Origin of the sequence: Candidatus Manganitrophus noduliformans, from assembly GCF_012184425.1 — a bacterium.
Lineage (GTDB): Bacteria > Nitrospirota > Nitrospiria > SBBL01 > Manganitrophaceae > Manganitrophus > Manganitrophus noduliformans.
This window is the reverse complement of record NZ_VTOW01000002.1, coordinates 531,768-550,652: the sequence shown is the minus strand read 5'-3', so window position 1 is coordinate 550,652 and position 18,885 is coordinate 531,768. Positions and strand designations below refer to the sequence as shown.

At 57.9% G+C, this 18,885-nt stretch carries 19 protein-coding genes; 13 read left to right on the top strand and 6 right to left on the bottom strand.

Features of this window, described 5'->3' with window-relative positions:
• The first annotated feature begins 30 nt into the window (after window positions 1–30).
• From MNODULE_RS11880 to MNODULE_RS25075, 5 genes are all read left to right on the top strand, one after another.
• The gene (locus tag MNODULE_RS11880; RefSeq protein ID WP_168060036.1) at window positions 31–252 is read left to right on the top strand and encodes a hypothetical protein; all 222 of its coding nucleotides are present in this window, start codon (window positions 31–33) and stop codon (window positions 250–252) included.
• Between the two features lie 114 nt (window positions 253–366).
• Entirely contained in the window at window positions 367–1,278 is a 912-nt protein-coding gene (locus MNODULE_RS11875; RefSeq protein ID WP_168060034.1) for a patatin-like phospholipase family protein, read from the top strand.
• Window positions 1,279–1,323: 45 nt separating this feature from the next.
• Window positions 1,324–1,506, top strand: coding sequence for a DUF4177 domain-containing protein (locus tag MNODULE_RS11870; protein ID WP_168060032.1), 183 nt, complete (start codon window positions 1,324–1,326; stop codon window positions 1,504–1,506).
• The gene (locus tag MNODULE_RS11865; protein ID WP_168060030.1) at window positions 1,503–3,587 is read left to right on the top strand and encodes a sensor domain-containing diguanylate cyclase; all 2,085 of its coding nucleotides are present in this window, start codon (window positions 1,503–1,505) and stop codon (window positions 3,585–3,587) included. The genes MNODULE_RS11870 and MNODULE_RS11865 overlap by 4 nt, the downstream gene beginning before the upstream one ends.
• Before the next feature lie 144 nt (window positions 3,588–3,731).
• Window positions 3,732–5,240 carry a DUF4388 domain-containing protein gene (locus tag MNODULE_RS25075; protein WP_168060028.1) on the top strand — a complete coding sequence of 503 codons (1,509 nt, stop codon included), beginning with the start codon at window positions 3,732–3,734 and terminating at the stop codon, window positions 5,238–5,240.
• Between the two features lie 50 nt (window positions 5,241–5,290).
• Here MNODULE_RS25075 and MNODULE_RS11855 read toward each other — a convergent pair whose 3' ends face one another.
• The 3 genes from MNODULE_RS11855 to MNODULE_RS11845 are packed head-to-tail and all read right to left on the bottom strand — an operon-like array spanning window position 5,291 to window position 8,892.
• Window positions 5,291–5,725: a hypothetical protein gene (locus MNODULE_RS11855; RefSeq protein ID WP_168060026.1), complete on the bottom strand. Its 435-nt coding sequence runs from the start codon at window positions 5,723–5,725 to the stop codon at window positions 5,291–5,293.
• Window positions 5,726–5,727: 2 nt separating this feature from the next.
• Complete coding sequence (locus tag MNODULE_RS11850; protein ID WP_168060024.1) at window positions 5,728–7,113, bottom strand: HEAT repeat domain-containing protein; 1,386 nt, start codon at window positions 7,111–7,113, stop codon at window positions 5,728–5,730.
• 57 nt (window positions 7,114–7,170) lie between these two features.
• Window positions 7,171–8,892: an ABC1 kinase family protein gene (locus MNODULE_RS11845; RefSeq protein WP_168060022.1), complete on the bottom strand. Its 1,722-nt coding sequence runs from the start codon at window positions 8,890–8,892 to the stop codon at window positions 7,171–7,173.
• Window positions 8,893–9,115: 223 nt separating this feature from the next.
• Here MNODULE_RS11845 and MNODULE_RS11840 point away from each other — a divergent pair, with 223 nt between their 5' ends.
• From MNODULE_RS11840 to MNODULE_RS11815, 6 genes are all read left to right on the top strand, one after another.
• Window positions 9,116–11,068 (top strand): tetratricopeptide repeat protein, encoded by a 1,953-nt coding sequence (locus MNODULE_RS11840; RefSeq protein ID WP_168060020.1) that lies wholly within the window; start codon window positions 9,116–9,118, stop codon window positions 11,066–11,068.
• Between the two features lie 167 nt (window positions 11,069–11,235).
• On the top strand, window positions 11,236–12,981 hold the full coding sequence (locus MNODULE_RS11835; protein ID WP_168060018.1) for an AAA family ATPase: 1,746 nt from the start codon (window positions 11,236–11,238) through the stop codon (window positions 12,979–12,981).
• Window positions 12,982–13,058: 77 nt separating this feature from the next.
• Complete coding sequence (locus MNODULE_RS11830; RefSeq protein ID WP_168060016.1) at window positions 13,059–13,745, top strand: rhomboid family intramembrane serine protease; 687 nt, start codon at window positions 13,059–13,061, stop codon at window positions 13,743–13,745.
• 109 nt (window positions 13,746–13,854) lie between these two features.
• Window positions 13,855–14,070, top strand: coding sequence for a type II toxin-antitoxin system VapB family antitoxin (locus MNODULE_RS11825; protein WP_168060014.1), 216 nt, complete (start codon window positions 13,855–13,857; stop codon window positions 14,068–14,070).
• 26 nt (window positions 14,071–14,096) lie between these two features.
• Window positions 14,097–14,447 (top strand): PIN domain-containing protein, encoded by a 351-nt coding sequence (locus tag MNODULE_RS11820; RefSeq protein ID WP_168060012.1) that lies wholly within the window; start codon window positions 14,097–14,099, stop codon window positions 14,445–14,447.
• An 81-nt stretch (window positions 14,448–14,528) separates the two neighbouring features.
• The gene (locus MNODULE_RS11815; protein WP_168060010.1) at window positions 14,529–14,840 is read left to right on the top strand and encodes a hypothetical protein; all 312 of its coding nucleotides are present in this window, start codon (window positions 14,529–14,531) and stop codon (window positions 14,838–14,840) included.
• A 35-nt stretch (window positions 14,841–14,875) separates the two neighbouring features.
• Here the strand turns inward: MNODULE_RS11815 and MNODULE_RS25465 are convergent, their stop codons facing one another.
• From MNODULE_RS25465 to MNODULE_RS11800, 3 genes are all read right to left on the bottom strand, one after another.
• Complete coding sequence (locus tag MNODULE_RS25465; RefSeq protein WP_168060008.1) at window positions 14,876–15,226, bottom strand: DUF5615 family PIN-like protein; 351 nt, start codon at window positions 15,224–15,226, stop codon at window positions 14,876–14,878.
• On the bottom strand, window positions 15,223–15,438 hold the full coding sequence (locus MNODULE_RS25460) for a DUF433 domain-containing protein (protein ID WP_168060006.1): 216 nt from the start codon (window positions 15,436–15,438) through the stop codon (window positions 15,223–15,225). Before MNODULE_RS25460 ends, MNODULE_RS25465 begins: the two co-directional genes overlap by 4 nt.
• A gap of 159 nt (window positions 15,439–15,597) precedes the next feature.
• A complete protein-coding gene (locus MNODULE_RS11800; protein ID WP_202882190.1) occupies window positions 15,598–16,137 on the bottom strand; it encodes a YqhA family protein in 540 nt (179 codons plus the stop codon).
• Between the two features lie 265 nt (window positions 16,138–16,402).
• On the opposite strand from MNODULE_RS11800, the gene gspC reads away from it, so the two are divergent.
• Both gspC and MNODULE_RS11790 read left to right on the top strand, forming a co-directional pair.
• Window positions 16,403–17,311 (top strand): type II secretion system protein GspC, encoded by a 909-nt coding sequence (gene gspC / locus MNODULE_RS11795; protein ID WP_168060004.1) that lies wholly within the window; start codon window positions 16,403–16,405, stop codon window positions 17,309–17,311.
• Window positions 17,312–17,320: 9 nt separating this feature from the next.
• Window positions 17,321–18,814 carry a secretin N-terminal domain-containing protein gene (locus tag MNODULE_RS11790; protein WP_168060002.1) on the top strand — a complete coding sequence of 498 codons (1,494 nt, stop codon included), beginning with the start codon at window positions 17,321–17,323 and terminating at the stop codon, window positions 18,812–18,814.
• The last annotated feature ends 71 nt before the right edge of the window (window positions 18,815–18,885 follow it).

Below are 18,885 nucleotides of genomic sequence, written 5' to 3'. Positions count from 1 at the left end.
GTGTGGTATAAATTATATAAGGAGAAGAGCGTGGCAGAGGTAAAAGATTTGGAGAAGCGGATCAGCAAGCTGAAGACAAAAGTGGCGGCGCAGCGGAAAGAGTCCGCGGGGGGAGATCGCGCCTCGTTTCGAGAGACCCTCAAGAAGCTGAAGCGGGCGCAGCGGCGAAAGAAAACGATTCAAACCCGGATCGCCTTCATTGAGGCGAAGGGCAAAAAGAAAGAGAAGAAGGCCGAAGGGGCCGCTTCATAAGGCAAGTGCGGAATGCGGATTGCGGATTCGGCCGGGGCGATGCGCGCGTCTCCCCAATGTCCGCATTCCGCGACCTGCATTTCCTGGGTCATAAACAATTTTTGATTGTTTAAGATGCAGAAGTATTTTAAAGTTGGCCTGGCGCTCGGCGGGGGAGGGGCGCGCGGGCTGGCTCATTTGGGTGTGTTGAAAGTCCTGGAGTCGGAGGGGATCGAACTCCATCTGATTGCCGGGACCAGCTTCGGCGCCATCGCCGGCGCCATGTACGCGCAGCACCCGAACGCCGATCAGGTCCGCCAGCGGGCCTGCGACTACTTAAGCAGCGAATCGTTCCGCCGGACCAAGCTCTTCTTCATCAAAAGACATTACGAAGAGGAAAAGCGCGCGACCTTCATCACAAACCTCAAATCGTATCTCCAGAAGGGAATCTTCTGGGGAATCTCCCTCCGGCGCTCCTCGTTCATTTCCGAGCAAGATTATGTCGCGCACATCAGCCGGCTTTTTGACGACAAAGGGATTGAAGAGACGGTAATTCCCTTTCTGGCCGTTGCGGCCGATCTGGCCCACGGCAGAGAGGTGGTCCTCTCGGAGGGTCCGATCCGAAGGGCGATCGCGGCCAGCTGCGCTATTCCGGGCGTTTTCCCGCCGATCACGATCGGGGATGCGAAGCTGATCGACGGCGGATGGGTAAACCAGGTGCCGGTCGACCCGCTCATCCAACGGGGGGCCGACTTCGTCATCGCCATCGATGCTTCGGAGAGCACCGGGACGGTCCGGGCGTTTACCAGCGGGCTCGACATCGTGTTGCGCGCCAGCGAGATCACCCGCCGGGCCTTATCCAGCTCCCAATTGGCGAAAGCCGATGTGGTCATTCGCCCGGATGTCGGCCAGCTTCACTGGTCCGACTTCTGGCGTTCCGACGAGGCGATCCGGAAAGGGGAGGAGGCCGCGCGGGAAAAGATCGAAGAGCTCAAGCGGCTTCTCTGGAAAAAGAAGATGAAGAAATTGTTGATGATCAAAGTCTGAGGACGGTCTTGTTATCGTTCCACCCCCGTTCTGAAGGAGTCCGACGTGCCGAAATGGGAATATAAGGCGGAACGACTCGCCGGGGTGCAGATCGACAACCAGCTCAACTTTCTTGGGGCGCAGGGATGGGAGCTGGTTCAGATCATCCACCAGCCTGAAGAAACCTATCCCTTCCTCTGCATCCTCAAAAAACGCCTGGAGGGATACGGCGCGGAGGGATACGATTGAGGATCGTCTCGCTTTTCATCCTCTTTCTTCTCTCCGCCGGAAATGCCAGGCCGAGCGATCTTTTTTTCTCCCCGGGGCGGATCGTCTGGCTGACCCTCTTCGTTTATCTCGCCGCCTCTCTCGCTTACCGGTGGACCCGGGCGCCGGCTCGGACCGCCGCCATGAAATGGGAGGGGGCGGCCCTCTCCCTGTTGTCGGTCAACGCCGTCGTTCAGCAAACCGGCGGCGTCCATTCCTACTTCCTCTACCTTTATCCCGTCGTCCTCCTGATCGCCTCTTTCCAATTCAGCTTTTTCAGAAGCATGATCCTGGTCTCCGGCATCTTTTTCCTGGAGGGGGTGAGTTTATCCGCCGCCCCCCCGGCCGATCCCCTTTCCCAATGGATGGTCTTCTTCCCGCTCGCTTTGATCGTCATCCCGCTCACCGTGAAGTGGGGGCTCCGCGCGTTCTACCGGGAGCGGGAGATGTTGATGAAGAAGCTGAAGAATAAAAAGATGGAGGCGGCCGTGCCTCTCCCCGATATGAAGCAGCGGCCGGAGCTGGCGCGTCTTTCGAAAGAAGAAGAGAAGGATGAGGCGCAGATGCTGGCGAAGCGGATGGAGGCGCATCTGGAGCATCTCCTCGGCCTGATTCTGGCGAGCCGGATGCAGGCGCATCGCGCCGTTTTCCTGTCATACGACCGGGAGGGAGAGCTCCTCTGGGTCCGGGCGGCGAGGGGACGACAATCGCCGCTCGGCATCGATCTCCAAAGGACGATCCCCCTCGGCGAGGGGATTCTCGGCTGGATCGCGAAGGAGAGGAGAGCCGTTGCGGTCGCCGATCTGCCGGATCAGAAGGAGCCGCTCGATTACGACGACGGATCGGTCGTTCCGCATTCTCTTTTAGCCGTTCCGGTGCTCGATCAAGATCTCTTTGAAGGGCTTCTCTGCGTCGATAGCCTTGCCGACCATGCCTTCTCGATCCAGGACGAGGAGGTGCTTCAAGGGGTGGCCCGGGAGATCGTGACGGTGCTGACCTATTACCGGGAGCAGCAGCGGATGAGCCAGCGGACGCGGGTCTACTCGGCCCTTCTGGAGATCAGCAAAAGTCTCGGCTCCCGGCTCGATCTCGATCATCGTCTGGAGATCACGGCCGATTCGGCGAAAGAGATCATCGATTACGACCGTTGCTTTATCTTCCTGGTCGAGCCGGGAGAGCGGCGGCTGACGGTGAAGGCGGTGAAGGGGTATGATCCGGCCGTCGTCGATTATAACTTCGCCCTCACGAACGGATTGCTCAGCATCATCGTGAAGAACCGGCAGGTGCTCCTCTTCTCTCAGCTCCCTTCGCAGCGGGCCAAACACAAGATTTTTCCCGACGGGTGTAAAATCAGCGTCGATTGCCGATCGTTCCTCGGGCTCCCGTTGATCATCGAGGACCGGGCGATGGGGGTGGTCCTCTTTCTCTCCGAAAAGGAAAACGCCTTCACCACCTATGATCGGCACGTCCTCTCGATTCTCTGCAATCATGTCGCGATCTCCATCGCCGAGGCGCAGGCCCACGCGCAGGTGGAGCGGTTGGCGATCACCGACGGCTTGACCGGCGTCTACAATCACCGCCGTTTTCAAGAGCGGCTCCAGGAGGAATTCGTCCGCAATGCGCGCCACCCCGAGCCCTTCTCGATTCTGATGATCGACATCGACTTTTTCAAAAAGATCAACGACACCTTCGGGCATCCGGCGGGGGACGCCGTCCTGAAGGTCATCGCCAAGCTCCTGGCCAAAATGGTCCGGAAGCTCGACGTGGTCGCCCGCTACGGCGGAGAGGAGTTTGTGGTCCTGTTGCTGAAGACCGATTCGATGCAGGCGTGGCAGATGGCCGAGCGGATCCGCAAGACGATCGAGTCGGCCCCGATCGATTGGCAGGGGCAGAAGATCGAGATCACCGTCAGCATCGGTGTTGCCTCTCAGCCGGCCGATGCGGCCCAGCGCGAAGAGCTCATCGCCTGCGCCGACAAGGCGCTCTATTCCTCAAAACGGGCGGGTCGAAACCGCTCGACCCTCTTCAAAGACCTGACCCAGGATATGTACGAGGTCGGGTAATTTCTGATTTTGAGGTCAGATTATTCCTGATTTTCCGAAACCCCTTCCTTTTCATGCTAGAGTTAAACAAACCGCAGGGGGATGAGACCCTCTCCCGCTGAAGACGGTTCTGTTCAACATCTCGTGTTCCTTTTAAGAGACGGTATGGTTGGGGAGATTCCCTTTTCCGGACGGCTTCGCGAAGCGCACCTCTCGTCGATTTTCTACATGCTTCAGCGAAGGCAGCTGACCGGGATTCTTCGGGTTCGATTAAACGATCTCGATAAATCGGTTTATATCAAAGAGGGGGAGATCATCTTTGCCGCCTCCCGGTATCCCGACGACCGTCTGGGAATGCTGTTGGTAAAGACCGGAAAGCTGACCTATGCCCAATATGAAACCGTCGTCCGGATTTACGAGGCCTCGCTCCAGGGTTCCGATAAAACAAAACTTCGCCAGGGAACGATCCTGATCAAACAAGGGTTCCTCACGCCGAAGGAACTCTACAACGCCGTGGTTGTCCAGGTCACAGAGATTATCCTCGGTCTCTTTACCTGGATCGACGGAGAGTACCAGTTTGTCGAAGGCCCGCTTCCTTCCCGAGAGTTGATCACCTTGAACATCAGCACGGCGACCTTGATTCTTCAGGGAATCCGCCGCATTTCAGACTGGACCTGGCTCGCCGGCCGCCTTCCCTCGTTCGATCACCCCCTGCTGCTGACGAAAGACCCGAGAGGCCTTTTTCAGAGGGTCGATCTGGCGTCCGATGAAGTCGCGTTGCTCGGCGGTTTAAACGGGCGGACGATTCTGGAACTCCTGATCGGGTCCCCGCTGCCTGCGTTTGAGACCCTGCGGCTTCTTTACTTTTTCGTCTCGGCCGGGATGGTCGAATTGTCCGAGCAGACCGCCGAATCGATCGCTTCCTTCGAAGAGCGGTATTCGGTGACCCATCGGATTATTACCGAAGAAATCCGGGCGACGATCGACAGAAAAGAAGCCGACACGGCGCCGACTGTTGAAGAGATCCGAGACGCCTATCGAAAGATCGGCGCGCGGAACTATTATGAGATTTTGGGCGTGGGGATGCAGGCGACCCGGGAGGAGATTAAGCGATCCTACTATCGTCTGGCGAAAATCTACCATCCGGATCGTCACTTCGAAGCGTCGATGCGGGAATTAAAGAAGGAGCTCGAAACGCTTTTCGCAAAGGTGAAAGACGCGTACGACGTCTTAAGCAGCGACTCGAAGCGGACCGCTTATAACGAGCGGTTGTCGAAACCGGAGAAGCCCGCAGCCACACCGGTCAGCATCGCCGAGCACGCGGAGCGTTCCTTCAATGAGGGAAGAAAAGCGTACGCGGCGAAAGATTATAAGCGGGCCGTCGAACTATTCGAGGCGGCGGCCCGGATGATGCCAAACAACTCCTCCTATTTCGCTTGTCTTGGAAAAGCGCTCCTCTATGTTCCGGAGCGGCTTCATCGGGCGGAGCTGGCTTTCCGCCGTGCGGTTGCCATCGAACCGGGCCGGATTGAATATCGCATTGAATTGGCCCGTGTCTACGAACGGCAGGGGAAGACCGACAGCGCGATGAAGGCATACGAAGAAGCGCTGATAAAGGCCCCCGAGAATGCGGCCGTTAAAGAAGCGCTCTCCCGTTTAAGGGCGAAGGTTTAAGCGGAGCGTTATCGGAGGATCAGCGGAGAGGGGGTTTCAGGCGCGGCCGCTCAGCCCGCCTTTTCCAACGCCTTTTCCAGCGCCTCGATTTTGCCGGCGACCTTCGGGTCCAACTTCTTGATCGACGCCTGGATCGATTCCAGTTCCGATTGGATCGGGGTGAGGTTTTTCTTTTGTGTCTCGGAAGCGAGAGAGATCGCCTTGGCGATCCGTTCCTTGGCTTTACCCGCCTGCGTCTCCGCCTCGCCGAAGTTTTTCTCCTTCACGTCGTCGCGGGCCGCGCTCAAGAATTCGCGCGCCTCGGTCAGGTTCAGCCGGACGCGCATCATGGAGACCTCGGTTTCAAGGCCGCGGGTCTTGGAGAACATCTCCTCTTTCAGGGTCATGTAATTTTTCTTGACCTCGGTCGTCCCGGCGGCGCCGAGAAAGTAGCCGGCCCCGAAAGAAGCGGCGAGCAGGAGGAGCAAAAAGAGCGCTCTGAACATCGCTACGCCCCCTCCTTCTTCGCGAGCCTTTCCTCCGTCTGGATGAGGAGCCGGGCGACATTTCCCGCCGCGTAGGTCCGAACCGAGCTGTCGGGGTCTTTCAGGCTCTCCTTCAAGATCGGAATCGCCTCCCGACCGCCGACCTCGCCGAGGGCCCGGACGACGGCGATGCGGACCCGCTGCGCCTCGTCGCCGAGCGCTTTCTCCAACAGCGGCATCGCCTCTTTCCCGCCGACCTTCCGCAACGAGCCGACCGTAAAATGGCGGACCGCGTAGTCGCTCTCGCCGAGGGCCGCCTCAAAGATCGGCATCGCCCGTTTTCCGAGGCGGTGGAGACCCTCCGCCGCGGAGACCCGGACGATCGGGTCGGGATCGTTGACCGCCTTGTCCAGGAAGGGGATTGCCTTCGGATCGCCGAGCTTGCCGAGCGAGGTGGCCGCGGCGCCGCGAACGGCCGGGTCGGCGTCGGTGATCGCCTCGGCGAGCGGGGCAAAGCTCTCCGGGGCGACCACTTCTCCCATCGCCTCGGCCGCATACATCCGAAGAGTGGCATCCGGATCGGACAGCATCTTGATTAAAAGGGGGGCCGTCTCGCGCCGCTTGGTCCGCCCCAATGCCGCGGCCCCGGCCGACCGCGCCGGGCCCTCCAATTTCGGGACAATCTCCATGATCTTGGAGAAGGCCTTCTCGTCGCCGTTTCGGGTCAGGGCGGCGAGAGCGAAGAGCCTTACCGTCGGCTCGGTGTCGTCGATCAACGTGGCGAGGATGTTGTTCATATCAACCCCGTCGGGGGCGCCGTTTTTGGACGCGGCCATGTCGTCGAGCGATTTCACCACCGCCACGCGGACCATCCCGTCGGGATCTTCCCCCATGGCGAGGAGGAGTTTCAACGCCTCCGGCCCGCCGAGCTGGCCGAGCGATTCGACGGTGAAGAATCGGACGAACGGAGCGGGATCTTTCAGCCCGGGAATAATCAGGGGGATTTGAGACCGATCCCCCATCTCGCCGATCGCTTTGACCGCGGCGCTGCGGACGAAATAATTTTCGTGCTTCAGAGAATTGTTGATCATCCCGACGGAGATTTCCTTGAGAAGGGCCGCCGCGATTTCGGGATGGTTCTTCTCCACCTGATTGTAATCGTTGAAGGCCCCCTCGATTTCTCCCTGGGCCATCGAGGCCAGAACCTTCAGGCGATGGGCCGGGAGGGAGGCCGGCTCTTTCTGGAGGACCGCCTCGCTCAGGGCGACCGCTCGGCTGAAGTTTTTCTTTTGATAGGCCGCTTCCGCCTGCGCGATCTCTTTCTCGGAAGAGCGGCTGCAGCCGAGCGGGAGCAGGCTGAGTCCGCAGACGATCCATGCGACGATCAGGTGTCCTTTTTTATTGCTCATTTCAATTCCTCTGGGTTTTGATCCGCCTCCGGTTCCGACCGGTTTTTTAGGGTAGATTTATTTTCGCCTGACGAATGAGTAGAGAAGGGCGAGCGCCGGAAAAACAATCAGCGTGCTGAGCACGATGCCGATGGGCGTATTGAAACTGCGGACCAGGTTACTATAAAGCAGCGTCATTGTCACGATAAATCCCGCAAGGACGGTTCGGTAGGCAAGCTTGTAGATCTTGGTCAGAATAGCCGTCAGATCTTCCGAATTCATCCTTGTCCGAAACTGCCCGTTGCTGGCAAGCTCCAGGAAGTTTCGAAGAACCACCGGAAGCTCGATCAGCGCGATCGCGATCTCTTTTCCTCTTGAGAAGATCTCGCCGACAAAATCGGGCGAGCCGACGAATTTCTTAGCGTACGGCTCGGCGATTTCGATGATGTTCAGGTCGGGATCGAGCTGCGAGCAGAGGCCGTTGAGCATCCCGGCGGTCCGTCCGACGAGGATGAAGTGATTCGGGACCTGAAGCGACGGGTAGACGTGGAAGAGGGTTTCGAGATCTTGCGCGATCTGCGTCAGGGTGATCCGCTTGAACGCGCGGGGGGAGATGTCGCGGTATCGGTCCATGAAGAAGCGGACCACGTTTTCAATGTCCTCCATCCGCTCGGTCCGGGCGATGAATCCAAGGTCGAGGAGCGCGCGGGCGATGCCGGTGATCTCCCGGTCGATGATCGCGATCATCATTTTCTCCATCCCGCGGTGGACCCCGGTGTCGATCTGCTGCATCAGCCCGAAATCGACGAAGACGAGCCGCGGCCCCGGCTGGACGAAGAGGTTTCCCGGATGGGGATCGCCGTGGAAGAAGCGGTGCTGGAGGATCTGCTTCATGTACGATTCGACCAGGAGGGTGGCGACCGCTTTGGTGTCGATCCCGGCCCGGCGGATCTCCTCGGTCCGGCTGATCTTAATCCCCTCTACGAATTCGAGCGTCAGGATGCGGCCGGTGGTGTAATTCCAGAGGACCTTCGGAACGACGATGCGGGGATCGCTTGCGAAGTTTTTATGAAACTGCTCCGCCTGCCGGGCCTCGACAAAATAGTCGAGCTCCTTGTGGACGATCTTGGAGAACTCCGTATAGAGAACGTCGAACCGGATATTGGTCATCACCTTCTGCAGGACCCAGACGATCCAGCGGATGGCGCGAAGATCGATCTCGACGATCTGCTCGATCTCGGGGTATTGCACCTTTACCGCCACCCGCATTCCATCTTCCCGAAGGGTCGCCTCGTGGACCTGCCCCAGGGAGGCCGACGCGAGGGGGATCTCGTTGAACGTTTCGAAGAGGGCCTCGGGGGGGAGGCCGAACTCCTGGATGAAACGGGTCCGGATCGTCGAATAGGGGGCGGGAGGGACTTGATCCTGCAGCAGGGAGAGGGTCTGCGTGTAGGCGTCGGGGAGAAGATCGACCCGGGCGCTCATGAACTGGCCGACCTTGATCAACAATCCCTTGAGGGTGAGGGCCGCCTTCTGCATCCGGAGGGCGTTTTTGCGATGCAGCGCCTCTTTCCACTCCGCCGCCTTCATTCGAGGGACGTAGAGGGAGCCGAGCTTGTAGAGGAAGTAGCTGAAAAAAATCCGAAAGGCGACCCAGAGAATACGCAGCGCCCGGCGCCTCAGATAGATCTGCTCCCCGACCGGTGTCGGCGGGATGTCGATCGGAGGGGAGCCGGAGGGGATCTCCCGGTTTTCCGAGGAGGCGTCGGTAGTTGGATCGGTTGCCGCTTTGGCCGTCACGAAGACCTCACGTAAGCAGCCCATCTTAGCAAGATTGTCTTGAAGGATCAAGAAGGGCCGGGGAGATCTTCGATTTGACAAAAATTGGAATGTGTGTAAACTTTTATACGAATTTTGTCACCCCACACTTTTCCTTTCGACATAAGTAAGGAGTCGCCTCAGGTTGAAGGCATTTCAGCTCTTATCCAGATCTCTTTGGAAAAGATCAGGGACCCTTCTCCGGGTGTTCTCCCTCCTACTTCTTCCCCTCTTTACTCCCGTGGTATTCTCCGCCGAAAAAGACGACAGCGCGCTTTTCTTCCAAGCGCATGATCTGATGGAGAAACGCCAGGCGGAGAAGGCGATTCCGATCTTCGAAGCGGTGCTTGAAAAATATCCCGAGAGCAAAATACGCGATCTGGCGCTCTTTTGGCTCGGCCGCGCCTATCTGGAAACGAAGCAGACCGACAAGAGCCGGGAAGCCCTCTCCCAGCTTGAGAAAGACTTTCCGGAGAGCCCCCTCCGGACAAAATTGCGGAGAATGATCGTCTCCAAAGAAGCCGCGCTGGCCCGGGCGGAAAAACGAGAGGCGGAGAAAAGGGAAAGAGAAGCGAAGGAAGCGGCGGCGAAAGCGGCCTCCCGTCCCAAAGCCGCCGCGAAGAAAACCCCTCCCGCCGCGGCCAAGGAAGCGCTTTCGGAAGAGAAAATGCCGGCCCCGCCGCGGTCCGCGTCCACCCGTCCGGCCGAGGGATTTCTTCTCGTCATTCCGCAGGTCGCCGAGGTCAAGGTCGAGCCGGCGGCCGATGAGAAGCGGGGATATCCCGGCGAGGATGTCGAGTTTCCGGTCGTGATCACCAATCGTGGAAACGGCGAAGATTCGTTTACCCTCGATTCGACCTTTCCGATCGAGTTCCGCCCCACCTTCTATGCCGAGGGAGGCGCCGGGGAGACGATCCAGACCACCCCGACCCTCCAGCCCGACCAATCGTTCCGGGCGCGGCTGCGGGTCCATCTTCCTTCGAACATGACCGACAACCAGAACAAAGTCTTTGAGATCAAGGTCGCCTCCCGATTCGACCGGAACAGTTTTCAGTGGGTGAGGAAGACGGTCGTCGCGTCGGCCCCGCTGCTCCTCGGCGAGTACCGCTCCGACAAAGAGCGGGCGCGTCCGGGGGAAGAGGTCCGGTATACGATCGTCCTGATCAACAATGGAAGTTCGGAAGCGCGGGACGTGCGTGTCCGCTACGCTTATCATCCTTCTTTGGTCTTCTTGAGCGCTTCGCCTCAGCCGGAGCGGGTCGAGTCGGCCGGCCGGGCGATCTATTGGAACCTCTCCGGAATCAATTCGAAGGGGAATGAAAAGATCGAGGTCGCCTTCAAGGTGGGGGACGAGACCGCCGCCGGCCAGCAGGTATTGAACCGCGGGACCTATCTCGCCTCGGTCGGCGGAGAGGTTCCCTTTCTCTCGCCGCCGGTCTCCGTGATGCAGGTCGCCTCGCTCCGCCTCGAGGGGGCGAAGGAGGAGCAGCGGGTCGTTTCCGGAGATCAGGTTTTCTTCCCGTTCACCCTGACGAACCTGGGGAACGGTCCGGACCAGTTTGCGTTGAAGGCGGCCGGCGCCCCGTCGGACCGCTTGACCCTCTATTTCGATAAGAACCAGGACGGCCTTTTCCAATCGGGCGAGCCGGCGATCACTGAGACGCCGCTTCTCGGCACACGGGAGAACTTCCCGGTGTTGGTGGGGGTGAAGGTGCCGGTCGGGCGCGACGGCGAGCGGCTCGATATTCGCCTCGATGCCCAGTCGAGACACGACGGCAAAGCGATCGCCACGGCGAGCCGGGCGCTCCTTTTGAGCCTCCCGATGGTGGCGATTCAGAGCCAGCTTCTATCGCGCGACAACCTCCCGGGGGGGGTGATCTCGTACCAGGCGACGGTCACCAACAACGGCTCCGGCCTTGCGCGGAACGTGATCGTTTCGGAGCTCCTTCCGCCGGAGCTGGAATTCGTTCATGCCGATCCCGAGCCGACCGAAAAAGAGGGCAAGCGGTGGATCTGGAAGATGAACGATCTGGGACCGCAGCAGAAGCGGACCTTCGCCGTCAGCGTTCGGATCCGAAAGGGGCTTCCGGCCGGAACGACGGTGCAGAAGCAGACCGAGATTTTTTATCAAGATCTCCACGGCAACCGATATCCATAAGTAAGGTGTCATTCCCGCGCAAGCGGGAATCCAGGAGATATAGATTTGTAGGGCGCACCAATGTGTGCGCCCTCAAGAGGGCAGACACACAGGTCTGCCCCTACCGGCAATAGAACATCTTTTATTACATTTGTCAGTATTAAAATCGTGAGCTGAAGACCGACCCGATGTATCTTCCTTTTTTCGGTTTTAAAGAGCCCCCTTTCAAGCTCTCCCCCGACCCGCGCTTTTTTTTCTCCAGCAAGAAACATCAAGAGGCTTTCTCGCATATTCTTTACGGCCTGAAAGAGCGGAAAGGTTTCATCGTCGTCACCGGGGAGGTCGGCACCGGGAAGACGACCCTTTGCCGGCTCCTGCTGGCCAAGCTCGATCCGACCGTCCGGACCGCCCTTCTCTTCAATCCCCAGCTGACCACGGTGGAGCTGCTGCAGAGCATCAACCAGGACTTCGGTCTGAAGGGGGATGGGCAGACCAAGAAGGCCCTTCTGGATGAGCTGAACCGGTTTCTTCTCGATCTTCTCGCGCAGGGGGGAAACGCCCTCCTCATCATCGACGAAGCGCAGCTGTTGACCATCGAGTGTCTGGAGGAGATCCGCCTTCTCTCCAACCTGGAGACCGATCAATCGAAGCTGATCCAGATTCTCCTGATCGGGCAGCCGGAGCTGAAGGAGACCCTCTCGCAGCATGCGCTACGCCAGCTTCGGCAGCGGATCTCGATCATGTACGACATCGAGCCGCTCGACCGGAAGGAGGTCACCGCCTATATCGACGCCCGAATCGAGGTGGCGGGGGGAAAGGAAAAGGTCTCCTTTGCGCCGAAGGCAACCGATCGGATTTATGCTTTCAGCAATGGGTTTCCGCGGTTGATCAACGTCGTCGCAGACCAGGCCCTTCTGGCCGCCTATGTGGCGAACACGACCTTTGTCTCCGAGGCGCTGGTCCAGCAAGCGGTGGAAGAGTTGAAGAAGGCCGATGCCGCCGGCCCCTCCCGCCTGCCGGCGAAGCAGAGCGCATCGCTCGGCCGGTACGCGCTCCCGGTCGCCTGGGGGATGGCCCTCTTGGTTCCGATTTTTTTGGCAGCTCTTCTTTGGAAAGGTGGGCTTTTCTCTCGGGAAACGGTCCGGGTTGAGACGGTGCAGGCCCGGCCCTCGCCCGAGGTTGCATCGCCCCCTTCCATCGAGACGTTGACGGGGACCGTCGGCCTGCAGGAGAAATCCGCGGGGAGCCCGGCCCCCATCGTCCTCCCTCCGGAAAAAAATATCCCGGAGATAGCTCCGTCCAAACCTCTCTTCGATCCGGACGGCATTTATCGGGTTGAACTTCTTGCCGAGACCGAAAAGGGGGCCTATCTCACCCTGCTGAATCTCTTGACCCCGCTTCCGCTCGAGGAGCGATGGCGGGAGAAGAGCATGGGGGAGGTGCTTCAGTGGCTGCGGGAAAACAGTATCGAGACGTATCCGCTGCCGCTCACGCTGAAGAAGGTCCTCGCGTTTAATTCGCCGCTTCTCTTCTCCTTCAGTGAAGAGGCTGGACACCGCTACCAGGTTCTCGTTAAGATCGAGGGGGAGGAGGCATTGCTCTATGATCCATTGGACGGACGGAAGCGGGTTCCCCTTCGCGAGCTGACCGCGGCATGGAAGGGGAGCGGCATTCTGCTTTGGCGGGAAATGGAAGGGTTGGAACTTCCATTCCGAAGGGTGGGGCCGGACCCCTCCGTTCAAAAAATCCAAGAGGTCCTGACCAAAGAAGGTCTCTACGTCGGGCCGGCCGACGGCCTTTGGGGACCGCAAACGGCGAAGGCCCTCCGCTTCTTTCAGCAGAAAGAGGGGCTGGAGGAAGATGGTCTCTTCGGAACCGAGACCCATCTTCTTCTCTCCAAGCGGGCCGGCGAAGGGACTCCCTCCTTAAGATAGACGACAGACCCCCGTTCGTGATTTAATAAGCGATCCATCATCCGCTTTCAGCTCAAACACAAAAAAGGAAGTCCCAGATGATCCCGTTGAAAGATGATCTTCCGACCCGCACCACGCCGGTGGTGACGATCGGCCTGATCGCCGTGAATATCGTTGTGTTCTTCTATGAGATTTCGCTCGGTCCGGCGGCCGAGGAATTTATCTTCGCCTTCGGCGCGATCCCGGCGAACCTGGTCCGGGGGCTGGAAGGGGGGGCGCCGTCGATCGTAGCGGCGTCCAGCGTCTTGACCTCGATGTTCCTGCACGGCGGTTTGATGCATGTGGCGGGGAACATGCTCTACCTTTGGATTTTCGGAAACAACATCGAAGATGTGATGGGGCATGTCCGCTTCATCTTCTTCTATCTCATTTGCGGCGTGCTTGCCGCCTACAGCCACGCCCTCACCGAGCCCGGCTCCCGCGTCCCGATGATCGGGGCCAGCGGCGCCGTATCGGGGGTGCTCGGCGCCTATCTTCTTCTTTTCCCTCATGCGAAGGTCTTGACCCTCGTTCCGATCGGCTTCTTCATTCAGATCATCCGCATCCCGGCCGTGTTGGTCTTGGGGATCTGGTTTCTGGTTCAAACGGTCAGCGGCCTCTTCAGCGGAGGCCAGGTCGGCGGGATCGCCTGGTTCGCCCACATCGGCGGTTTCATTGCCGGCATGGCGCTGATCTACCCCTTTAAGAAGAAGCAGCGAAAGCGGCGACAGGAAGGGTGGTTTTGAAAGATTGCGGAGTGAACCCATTCGCCTGAACCGGATGACATCTTATTCATATTGACAAGATATCTAAATTAGAGTTTAAAGATAGAAACATGCAACAGGAATAGGAACGATGAAAACGTCTGTTGAAATTGATGAAAAACTGCTGGCACAGGTCAAGCGTATTCTAGGTACGGAAACCCTTCGGGAAACCATTGAAAAAAGCTTTGAAGAAGTGGTCCATCACAAGGCTTTGGAACAATCGGCCCAATTGCTTGGAAAGATTGATTTGGACCTAAGCCGGGAAAGCATCCGATCGCAGCGAAGAAAACGGAAAGCATCTCGTTGATACCTCTATTGGGGTGCACGCTCTCCGTGCCGTGTGGAAGCCCGAAAATCCAAGAAAAGCTTCGTCCCTTGATCCTATCGGGACAGGCTGCGATCATCGACTGGATTATCTTGGAGCTGATGACCCGCATCCGGTCCGATGAAGATCAAAAAACGCTCAATGCCTTTTTGATGCCCCTTCCGCGATTTGATATCGATTCTTCCTGTTGGGAAGCAGGGTGGAAATTAGCGGTTGGGCTGAGAAAGAACGGCATTACGCCATCTGCCGCCGAATGTCTCATCGCAGCCACGGCAATCCGCCATCAAGTTTCTTTGATCCATCTAGATCAAGATTTTGAGGCAATTGCCAGGCACAGCTCGTTACAGGATCTGAACTAGGCAGACTACTTATAATTCCTTGAGACTCCTGCCATTATATCGAAGCAAAAAACTCATATTCATGTGAGTAAGGATCTCGGCGTGGATCGATCAAAGCTTCGAATTATCCCATTCTACACCGGTGACGAAAGTCTGGAAGCGGCTCTCAACAACCCCAAGAGTCTCCGTCTGCTCTGGCTGGAAGTCCTCTTCAACGACGAGATTCCCTGGGAAGAATATCTCGATCGGCCCGAGGTAGGCGCCGCTTATGAAAAGGCCTGTGCCTGGTATAGTCAATTCAAAACGATGATCGAAGGTCACGCGGGAAAGAGATCGCTGCCGTTGCGAAAGGGCAACGTCGATATGAGAGAACATCGAACTTTTCTGGAGGTCTTGAATTTTGTTTCGTGTTGACCCTGCTTCTGTTAGATCTGCCTGATTTGCATGGTTTATCGAATCTGAACTCGGTTTTTGTAGAGTGTTACCAGCTTTCCGGAATAATCCTTTTTTGAGTATCTTGATAGGAAGTTTTGAACCAATCCGATTTCTTCTTCGGATGTCAGGTTCCCGCGGCGGATGTAGAGAATGCCTCCCGTTCTTTCGGCGGGAAACCGAACGGGATTTGTGAAGTGATAATCGCGAGTGATCAGAACCGATCCGTTTTCTTCCACGATTTTGAACACCCCTTCATCATGGAGTCCGGTTGTGGCTGTTTCGGCGATAGCCGTGACGTCAAAACCGGCTTCCCTTAAAACCGCAACCAAATCGTAACTGACGTTTTCATCGACGACAAATCTCAAGCCGGTGCCACTTTCTCGGTTGCGAGAAAGGCAGCGTATTCAAGACAGGCTAAGATGTCCTCCTGCGTCAGGCGAGGGAATTGTTTGAGAAGGGTTTGGTGATCCTCTCCTGCTGCAAGATGGCTGAGGATGACCTGCACCGGAATACGTGTTCCTTGAATGCAAGGTTCTCCCCCGCAGATCTGAGGGTCGGATACAATGCGTGGGTTCATCCGGAGTTCTCCTAATCTAAAGCAATATGGTTAGAAAATAACACAAAAGGGGGGAACGCGCAATAAGAACCAGGGATTTAAATCCGTTCTGGAGAGGTACAAAGGCGTGAGCAGTGTGATCCCATCCCGCCTGAGCGATCGGAAGGCTAATTGGGTAAATCAATCCCCGTGGTGGCCGGACTTGTTGGTAAAGTAGAGGGCCAGGGCGACCATCAGGATGCCGAAGCCCAAGTAGAGGATGTTGAGGGGATTGTCGAACTTGGTGTGAACGACGTTTTTGAAGAAGGAGACGATCAGGATCATCAAGATCACTTTTGCCAGCCGGTCTTTGAGGTCATCGAGGGTCTTGATCAGCAGAATCCGAGAGCTGCTTTGGGTGTCTTCTTCGGCCTGTTTGATCTTGCTGATGAAGAGCTCATAGAGCCCCAACGAGAAGATCAGCAGCACCGTCGCCAGCAGGTAGTCGTCGATGGCGGTGATGACGTGGCTGATGACGTTGCTGTGGAAGGCATCGTATCCCTCCCCGCCGCTTGAGCCGACCAGATAGGCCGCCGTTTTCACCACCAACCATCCGACGTCGATCGTCGCAATCACAAAGAGGATGAACGAGGAGACGAGGCTGGCGACGACCGCCAAGATGACGATGAAGCGGCTTCGCCAGAGGAGGGTTTCGAAGAGTTTTTCGATCGGTTTCATCATATCGGTATCCTTTGTCCAGCCCGGTATCTTATTCAAACCGGCGGGGTATTGCAAGGGGAAATCGTCCTGCGTTATCATTATCAGCAGTCCAGCTTGTTATTTCGGGGAGGCGTAACCGCTATCGGCTCCACGTTTCTGTGGATGAACCCCGTTCCTTAACGTTTTACCTTCGGCTTGCTGGCTTTTTCGTAAGACCTCCCCATTTGACATTGCCGTCAAATTCCTTATAATAGATAAGAAATTCTCATTCCTTACGAAGGATTCCATGTTCAAATCCTATTTTTGGGTGTTGCATCTGGCGATGATTGCGGCCGGGGCTTATTTTATCGCCGATATGGCGAATGTCGCCATCGGCTCCCGCCTGGAGGCGTCGATCGCCCCCCGAAGCGCCGGAAATCCCGGCGGTGTTCCCGCGGCCGCATCGAAAGGGACCTTCCGCGACTACAACGCCATCGTCGAAGGAAACATCTTCAATTCCAAAATGCGGGGAAAACAGCCGGAAGTCGCGGGGCCGAACGCGGATCCGTCGTTTCCGGCGATGTCGGCCCCCCGAGTTCCCCTTAATCAAACCCTCCTCGGAACGATGGTCGGAAGCGACGAGGAATCGTACGCGGTGATCGAAGACATTAAGACCCGCGAGCAGCTCCTCTATCGGATCGGCGATGTTGTCGGCGAGGACGGCCGGATCGCGAAAATCAGCCGGAACAAGGTCGTGATTCTCCGGGGGGGCGAAGAGGAGATCTTGGAGGTGTCGCTCTTCCCCGAAGAGAATAAACCGGGCCCACGCGCCGCGCCGACCGTGTTGACCCCGAACGCGCCGTCCACCCCCGGAGCCAATATCCGGCAGGCCGGAAAAAACAGCTGGGTGGTCGACCGCCGCGAAATTGAAAACGCGGTCAACAATCTTCCCCAGCTTTTGACCAAGGCGCGGATCGTTCCGAATTTCAGCGAGGGCAAACCGGACGGGTTCCGTATCTTCGCCATCACGGAGGATTCCCTCTACGCCAAGATCGGTCTGCAAAACGGCGACGTCCTCCACCGGGTCAACGGCATCGAAGTGAAAGACCCCCAAAACTTCCTCAAGGTCTTTGAGCAACTCAAAGATGAGAACGCCATTAACGTCGACCTGGTTCGAAACAACCAAAGGGAGACATTCAGCTACGAAGTCCGATAGGAAAGGTTTATGAAGAGACGCCTTGCGGCCTGTCCCCGAGCGGTCCTCTCGGGGATCTGTCTCGCGCTCTGGATGATTGTTGCGATTGGAATCGAGGCCCCTTCTCCCCTTCGCGCTCAAGCGCCGGAAGCCCCGGCCCCGGAAAAAGAAAGCCCCGCACCGAATGAACGGCTCATCACCCTCGATTTTAACAATGTCGATCTTCCCGTTTTCGTCAAGTTCGTCAGCGAGCTGACCGGAAGGAATTTCGTCATCGACGAGCGGGTGAGGGGAAAGGTGACGATCTTCTCCCCGTCGAAGGTGCCGGTGGACCGCGTGTACGATCTCTTTCTCTCGGTTTTGGAGCTGAAAGGGTTCAGCGTCGTCCAGAGCGGGCCGGTCTATCAGATCGTGCCGGCCGCCGAGGTCCCTCCCGATCGATCGGTCCATGTCTACACGCTGGAGAACACCCAGGCCGAGGAGGTGGCGAAGGTGCTGCTGGGACTGGTGGCAAGGACGGCGGGCCCGGCGCGCCGGGGAACGGCGCGGCCGACGGGGGAGCTGACCGGGACGGTCCAGATCCTCGCCGATAAAACCACCAACAGCCTCATCATCACCGCGACCGACGAGGACTATGAGGTCCTCAAAGCGGTGATCCAGAAGCTCGATATGAAGCGGCGGCAGGTCTATGTCGAGGCGGTGGTCCTGGAGATGGCCGCCGACAAGTTCAGGGAGCTCGGGACCGATCTCGGCGCCGTCTTCGGATACACGACCGACAGCGGAGATGTGGCGGCGATCGGCGGGTTCAACCAGAACCCGAACGACCTGATCGAGCTGGCGCGGGTGCCGGGGGTGGAGGTCGGGACGGTCAACATCCGCGCCCTGCTGCGGGCGCTGCAATCGAATACCGACGTGAACATTTTGTCCACGCCCCAGATCCTGACGAGCGACAACCAAAAGGCCGAGATCGTCGTCGCTCAAAACGTCCCCTTCCCGGGGGCGCAAAGCCAGACGGTCGGCGGAAACGTCCAGACGACGATCGAGCGGCGGGACGTCGGGATCATCCTGCGGCTCACCCCGCAGGTGTTGGAGAACGACCTGGTGAAACTCGACGTCTACCAGGAGATCTCCTCGGTGGTCGATAGCGCGCAGACCGTCGGCACGATCGTCCTGGGTCCGACCACCAACAAACGGTCGGCGAACACCACCGTCATCGTCCACGACGCGCAGACCGTCGTCATCGGGGGGTTGATCCGGGACAACGTCGTCGTCACGCAGCGGAAGATCCCACTGCTGGGGGATATCCCGCTTTTGGGTTGGCTTTTCAAGTTTCAATCGCGGCGGTTTGAAAAGACGAATCTCTTGATCTTTCTCACCCCGCACCTGGTTCGCGAGTCGGGAGATCTCGATACGATCCGGGGGAGAAAAGTCGGGGGGGCCGCGACGTTCCTAGAGGAAAACCGTCTGGAACGGCGGGAGCACCGCGAGGAATTTTTCAATCAACTGATCAACCTCCCCAGGTAAACCGGAGAAGCGTTATTCGTTAAACGTTAACCGTTAAGCGTTGAAACCGAATAACGAATAACGATTAACAA